Source organism: Mesorhizobium sp. M7D.F.Ca.US.004.01.2.1 (genome assembly GCF_003997785.1).
GTDB classification, from domain to species: domain Bacteria; phylum Pseudomonadota; class Alphaproteobacteria; order Rhizobiales; family Rhizobiaceae; genus Mesorhizobium; species Mesorhizobium loti.
Genome location: NZ_RZRQ01000329.1, coordinates 1 through 6,477, shown reverse-complemented (window position 1 = coordinate 6,477; position 6,477 = coordinate 1). Strand labels below are relative to the sequence as shown.

Annotated in this window: 6 protein-coding genes; 2 read left to right on the top strand and 4 right to left on the bottom strand. The window is 65.7% G+C overall.

Translation table 11 applies throughout. The annotated features are described in order from the left end of the window. Both EN993_RS29135 and EN993_RS29130 read left to right on the top strand, forming a co-directional pair. Positions 1-1,184: DNA polymerase IV (locus EN993_RS29135; RefSeq protein WP_127265511.1), on the top strand; the 1,184-nt coding region annotated here is incomplete at its 5' end. A 137-nt stretch (positions 1,185-1,321) separates the two neighbouring features. Beyond that, positions 1,322-1,663 (top strand): hypothetical protein, encoded by a 342-nt coding sequence (locus tag EN993_RS29130; protein WP_206532436.1) that lies wholly within the window; start codon positions 1,322-1,324, stop codon positions 1,661-1,663. 49 nt (positions 1,664-1,712) lie between these two features. Here EN993_RS29130 and EN993_RS29125 read toward each other — a convergent pair whose 3' ends face one another. The 4 genes from EN993_RS29125 to EN993_RS29110 form a co-directional block, all read right to left on the bottom strand. After that, the gene (locus tag EN993_RS29125; RefSeq protein WP_127265510.1) at positions 1,713-2,741 is read right to left on the bottom strand and encodes a cupin domain-containing protein; all 1,029 of its coding nucleotides are present in this window, start codon (positions 2,739-2,741) and stop codon (positions 1,713-1,715) included. Positions 2,742-2,881: 140 nt separating this feature from the next. Beyond that, complete coding sequence (locus EN993_RS29120; protein WP_127265509.1) at positions 2,882-4,483, bottom strand: FGGY-family carbohydrate kinase; 1,602 nt, start codon at positions 4,481-4,483, stop codon at positions 2,882-2,884. 147 nt (positions 4,484-4,630) lie between these two features. Next, positions 4,631-5,359: an SDR family oxidoreductase gene (locus EN993_RS29115; RefSeq protein WP_127265508.1), complete on the bottom strand. Its 729-nt coding sequence runs from the start codon at positions 5,357-5,359 to the stop codon at positions 4,631-4,633. Positions 5,360-5,381: 22 nt separating this feature from the next. Beyond that, positions 5,382-6,477: sugar ABC transporter permease (locus EN993_RS29110; RefSeq protein WP_127265507.1), on the bottom strand; the 1,096-nt coding region annotated here is incomplete at its 5' end.

Genomic DNA, 6,477 nt, shown 5'->3' with positions numbered 1-6,477 from the left:
TGCTCGACCCGTCGCTGCGCGGCAAGCCGATCGCGGTGGGCGGTGGCGTTGTGCTCGCCGCCTCCTACGAGGCGCGCGCCTTTGGCGTGCGCGGCGGCATGCCGGGGCGCAAGGCGCGCGAGCTCTGCCCGCAGCTGATCTTCGTCGGCGGCAATTTCAGCGACTACCAGCGGCTTGGCGACGCGGCGATCAAGGTGCTCGACGATTTCACGCCGCTGGTCGAACGCATCTCCATCGACGAGGCCTTTGCCGACGTCGCCGGCTGCACGCATTTGTTCGGCTCGCCACAAGAGATCGCCACAACCATCCGCCGCCGCGTGCGGGCCGAACTCGGCCTGCCGATCTCGATCGGCGTGGCGCGCACCAAGCACCTGGCCAAGATCGCCTCGCAGGTCGCCAAGCCCGACGGGCTGGTGGTGGTCGAGCCCGGCACGGAGATCGCCTTCCTGCACGACCTGCCCGTCGGGCTGATGTGGGGCGTCGGCCCGGCGACTAAGGCTCGGCTGGCGGAAATCGGTGTCGAGACCATCGGCCAACTGGCCAGGACGCACAGCAGCGCCTTGACACGGCTGCTCGGTCCGGCCGCCGGCGAAAAGCTCGCCGCGCTGTCATGGAACCGCGACCCGCGGAAACTCGAAACGCATCGCCGGGCGCGCTCGGCCGGTGCCCAATCGGCGCTCGGCCAAAAGCCCGCCGTGGCTGATGTCATCGTGCCCACTCTGCTGCATCTGGCCGACCGCGTCGCCAGCCGGCTGCGCGCCAAGGCGCGGCCCGGCCGCACCGTGACGGTGCGCGTGCGCTTTGCCGATCTCAGCGCCGTCACCCGCTCGATCACCCTTGACCAGCCGATCTCGGCGACCACGATGCTGGCCGAGATCGCCGGCGATCTGGTGCGCGGCGTGCTCGCCGACCACCGCCAGGAGAAAACGATTTCGCTGCTGGCGATCTCGGTGTCGCATCTCGAGGAAAGCTTCGAGTTGCAGCTCGACCTGCCGCTCGGCCTCGCCGACGAGAAACGCCGGCCCGGCACCAGGAAAGGCCTGGCACGCTTCGACGCCGACCGCGCCATCGACAAGATCCGCGAGCGCTTCGGCAAACAGGCGGTCGGCTACGGCACGGTGGCGCTGGAGGCGGCACGCTCGGTGCCCGACCAGTTCAGGGAGTTGGCGCAGAAGGAGCTGTGAGCGCGGTTGACGCCATTGGCGTCCTGAATCCGACCGCGCCGGCATTGTAACTGAGGGGCGGCAGGCCGTGAAAAATCTTGATCTCCTCACTGGTGCCTATTCGAGTAAGATGTCCCTCACACAAGCCATGGAATCTCATGTTCGCACCCTTCATCGTTTGCGCGTTGGTCACAGCTCTCAGCGCGGTTGTCAGTCTCGGTTTCTCCCTGGCTGCCATCATGAACGAAACCGGCAGCGCCCGGACAGTGGCATTGTACGGCTGTTCGCGCAGCGCAGCTTTGGTGGTCGCAAGCGCCGTGCCATTTTTTACGGGTTCGACGGAATGGCTTGAAGCCATCGCCTGGATAATGATCCTCGTGCAGGCTGGGGATGCCGTCATAGGCACCACGATCGACGACCGGATGAAAACCTTCGGCCCGGCCGGCACATCGCTCGCCAACCTTCTCGCTCTCCTATGGCTCATCCAGTCTGTTCAATGAGTTCACGAGAAACAGCTTCAGCGCGCGATATTGGTGTGGCTGGAGCGTCTTATTCCGTCTCTTCGCCATCCCAGTACCGCTTCACCCCAGCCATGTCGAAAATGCCGTCGCGCCGGCGCAAGGCGTCGACCGCCATCTTGTTGGAATCGGGATAGACGCAGACCTCGTTGGGGTTTTTCTCGCCGATCATCAGATAGCGGCACGGTCCCGTACCGCTATTGAGGAAGGAATGGCCGACCGCCAGGCCGGCGGGAAAACAGACATAGTCGCCGGCTTTCATTTCGTGGCGCTCCTCGCCAAGCAGCAGCGTCACCTGCCCCTCCAGGATCAGCGCATGTTCCTCTTCGAGCATGTGATAGTGCCTAGGCGCCAGGCGCATGCCGGGGGCCGGAGCCTCGATCAGCATGCCGACATGATAGTCGGACCGTCCCAAGGCGGCATAGGTGAGGTGTTTGGACTGACCACCGAACCGCGCCCCCTCGCCTTCCTGTTTCCACTCGACGGCATCGCTGGCGACCGGCGGGATCGGAGTGGCTGCTGCCTTGGTGACACCGGCTGTCACATCCGACGGCAACGGATCGCCGGTGGCAAGGCCGGTGTCCTCGCCGTCCCAGTAGCTTCGGGTTGCAGCGAGATCGAAGATCGCACGGCTGCCCAGCGCGCGCACCAGCACCTTATTGGAGGCGGTGTAGACGACAACGTCGTTCGGGTTGCGCTCGCCGACAATGACATAGCGGCACGGCGCGTCGCTGGTGTTGATCAGGCAATGCCCCGCCGCTGTACCGGCCGGAAAACAGATGTAGTCGCCGGCCTTCATGGCATAGGCGGCGGCGCCGACATAAGCGGTGAGCGCCCCTTCGAGGATGAAGACATGCTCCTCCTCGAAAATATGGTAATGCGCCGGCGAGGTCTGCTTGCCCGCCGGCAACTCCTCGATCGCCACGCCGACATGGTAATTCTCACCAAGCGCGGCCAGCGACAAATGCCGGTAGCGCACGCCGAAGCGCGGCACATCGGACCATTCCGTCCATGGCACGCTGTCCGATGCGAATGGCACGGGCGGTTTCTCGTCTGCCATCGGGCCTCCCTGTCGCTCTGCCCTCGTCGCATAGCCATGCTGCCAGAGGGTCTGCGTCAGAACAAAGCTGCCAGCTTCCGGCTAAGCCGCCAAGCGGTGTTCGCGACGCTCCTGACAAAGCCAGACAGGAGTCGCTCGCTTCAACTCCGGATCGCCTTGCCCGCCTGCTGCAGCAGCTCGAACGCGGCGAAGCGCTTGGCATGCCAGTCGGCCAGCGTAGCGTCGGGATGATAGACCTCGCCGAGTTCCGACATGCCGGCCATCGCCGTCACCAGGTCCTTGTAGCTCCCGGCAGCGACGGCACCCAGCATCGCCGAGCCGAGCAGCACCGGCTCGGGTGAGGTCGACGCCACCACCACCATGCCTGTCGTGTCGGCAAGCAGCTGGCGCACCAGCGGGCTTTGCCCGGCGCCGCCACTAACGACGATGGTGTCGACGGGAATGCCCTTGTCATGCTCGGCCCGCACGATCTGGCGCGCGCCGTAGCCCAGCCCGCAAACGCCGGCGACATAGAGCCCGACCAGGCTGTCGAGGCTGGTGTCGAGATCGAGCCCGGCAATCAGCGCGCGTGCATCCGGATCGGCGAAAGGCGCGCGGTTGCCGAGAAATTCCGGCACGACATGGATGCCGCCGACCAGCGCCGGCGTCGCCGCGGCTCCCTTGCGGCTTTGCGCCTGCAGCGACAGCCAGGCGCTGAGGCTCAGCCCCTCGGCCTGCGCCTTGGCCGCCGCTTCACCGGCCGCCGGGTGCATGCCCACCAGATGGTCGATGGCCGCACCGGCTGCCGATTGCCCGCCCTCGTTCAGCCACAGGCCCGGCACCATGGCAGAGAAATACGGACCCCAGACGCCGTCGACGAAGGCAGGCTCCGCGGTCGACGACATGGTGCAGGCCGAGGTGCCGAAGACATAGGCCATGCGCGACAGAACGCTGCCGAACTCGCCGCGCGCGCCGACCGTGCCGACGCCGCCGGCATGTGCATCGATCAACCCGGCGGCCACCGCGGTGCCGGGGTTGAGGCCAAGATCCACTGCTGCCTGCGCGGTCAGACCGCCGCCGAGTGCCGCACCGGCCGGCACGATCTCGGTGCCGATGCGCGCGAATGCATCGTCGGCTAGGCTGCCAAGACCAATCTTGCGGAAATAGGTCTCGTCCCAGCGGCTCTCATGCGCCAGATAGGTCCATTTGCAGGTCACCGTGCAGACCGAGCGGGCAAGGCTGCCGGTCGCCCGCCAGGTGAGGAAATCGGCGAGGTCCATGAATTGCCAGGCGGCATCGAAAGTGGCGGGCAGGTTTTCCGCCAGCCACAGCAATTTCGGCGTTTCCATCTCTGGCGAGATGACGCCGCCGACATAATTCAGCACCGTCTCGCCGCTGCGGTTGATGCGGCGCGTCTGCTCGACCGCGCGATGATCCATCCAGACGATGATGTTGCGTTCGGGTTTTCCCGATTTGCTGACCGCCAGCGGCACGCCGCCCTCGCCCAGCACCACCAGAGAACAGGTGGCGTCGAAGCCAATGCCGGCGATCGCTTCCGGCGCCACGCCAGCCTGCGCGACAGCGGCGCGCGTGGCAACGCACACCGCCCGCCAGATATCATTGCTCGACTGCTCGACAATGTCGCCGGCCTCGCGCCACACCTCAATGTCCTGCTTGGCCGAGGCAAGCAGGTTTCCCGTGTGGTCGAACACCCCGGCCCGCGCGCTGCCGGTGCCGACGTCGATGCCGAGATAGTGGGGCATGGGGGAAACCTTCGGTTTAGGGCAGTAAGGGAGTAGGGCAGTAAGGCAGTAGGGGAATAGGGAATAGTGGCTTGGCTTGGGCCCGGGCATTGAACAGCAGAGCAATCCTACTGCCCTACTGCCCTACTGCCCTACTGCCCTACTGCCCTAAAGATCATTGCTCTGTGGCAAAATCACCAGATCCCGGATCGTCACGTTGCGCGGCCGGGTCAGCATGAACATGACAGCTTCGGCCACCTCGCGCGGCTGCATCAGGCCGCCGGCGGCGAGTTCTTCCTCGAGTTTCGCCTTTGGCCAGTCGCTGACCAGCGCCGTCACCACCGGGCCAGGCGCCACAGCGCCGACGCGCAGGCCATGCTTGGCGACCTGCCGCCGCACCGTGTGGACGAAGGCCTGCACGGCGTGCTTGGACGCAGTGTAGATCGGCTCCCAGACCACCGGAACCAGTCCGGCGATCGAACTGGTGACGATGATGTCGCCGGTCTTGCGTTCGATCATGTGCGGCAGCACCGCCTGGATCGAGCGGAAGCAGGCATTGATGTTGAGGTTGAGCATCCGGTCCCAGGCGTCGGGATCGCCGGTCGCCACCTCGCCGCCGACATAGGCGCCGGCATTGGCATGGAAGATATCGAGCTGTCCGGCCTTCTCCAGAATCTGCGGCATCATGCTGGCGACGCTTGCCGGCTGCATCAGGTCGATCACCAGCGGGATCGCCTTGGGGCCGAGCTCGGCGCACAATGTATTCAGCGTCGCCTCGGCGCGGTCGACCAGCACCACGGTGGCGCCGGCCGCCAGCATATGCCTGGCGCATTCGAGGCCGATGCCTGATGCCGCGCCGGTGACGGCGGCAACTTTTCCGGACAGTTCTTCGCTCATGTCTTGCTTCCTGTTGATGGGTTCAGGCCCGGCCATGCGAGACACGCGAGCGGCGTGCCAGCGAGTCGACGATGACTGCGATGGCAAGCACGGCGCCGGTGATCATGTACCGAAGCGACGAGGACAGATCGAGCAGCGTCAGGCCGCTGGCGATCGACTGGATGACGATGATGCCGAGCAGTGCCGAATAAGCGCTGCCGCGACCGCCGAACAGGCTGGTGCCGCCGATGACGGCCGCCGCGATGGCGTTGAGATTGACGTCGCCGGTGCCGGCCTGCTGGCTGGCGGAAGCCAGGCGGGCCGCCGACAGCACGCCGCCGAAGGCGGCCAGCATCGAGCACAGCACGAAGGCGCTGGAATAGATCAGCCGCACATTGATGCCGGCGCGCCTTGCCGCCTCGCGGTTGCCGCCGACCGCCGACATCGAGCGGCCCCATTTCGTCCGCGTCAGCGCGTAATGCATTGCGATGACCAGGCCGACGAACAGGCCGAACATCCACGGAATACCGCGCGCCTGGTTGAGATAGAAGACGATGAGTTCGAGAATGACCGTGATGACGGCCGCTCGCGTGATGAGACCGCCCGTCGACGGCGCCGACAGATTGGCGGCGCGGCGGCGCGCAACGGTGCGCAGGCCGGTGACCAGCATGACGATGCCGGGAACGGCCGCCAGCCCGAACGACACGAACTTCGGCATCATCAGCAACTGGCCGAAATTCACCAGGTTCGAGCCGTAAGGTAGGTTGATCGAGCCTGTCGAGCCGAGGATGTAGAGCTGCAGCCCAAGCACCGCCAGCAGGCCGGCCAGCGTCGAGACGAAGCTCGGCATGCCGAGCCGGTTGAACAGCAGCGCATAGAGCGCGCCGATGAAGCCGCCGACGGCGATAGCGGCAAGAATGGCGAGCGCCACCGGCCAGCCCTGGTTGACCCACAGCGTGCCGACCATCGCCGAGGCAAAGCCGCTGATCGAGCCGACCGACAGGTCGATCTCGCCGACCATCAAAACGCAGACGATGCCGAGCGCAATGACGCCGACGGTGGAGCAATCGAACAGCAGATTGACCAGGTTGCTGCTCGACAGGAAGATCGGATTGATGCTGGCAAACACCGTCCAGATG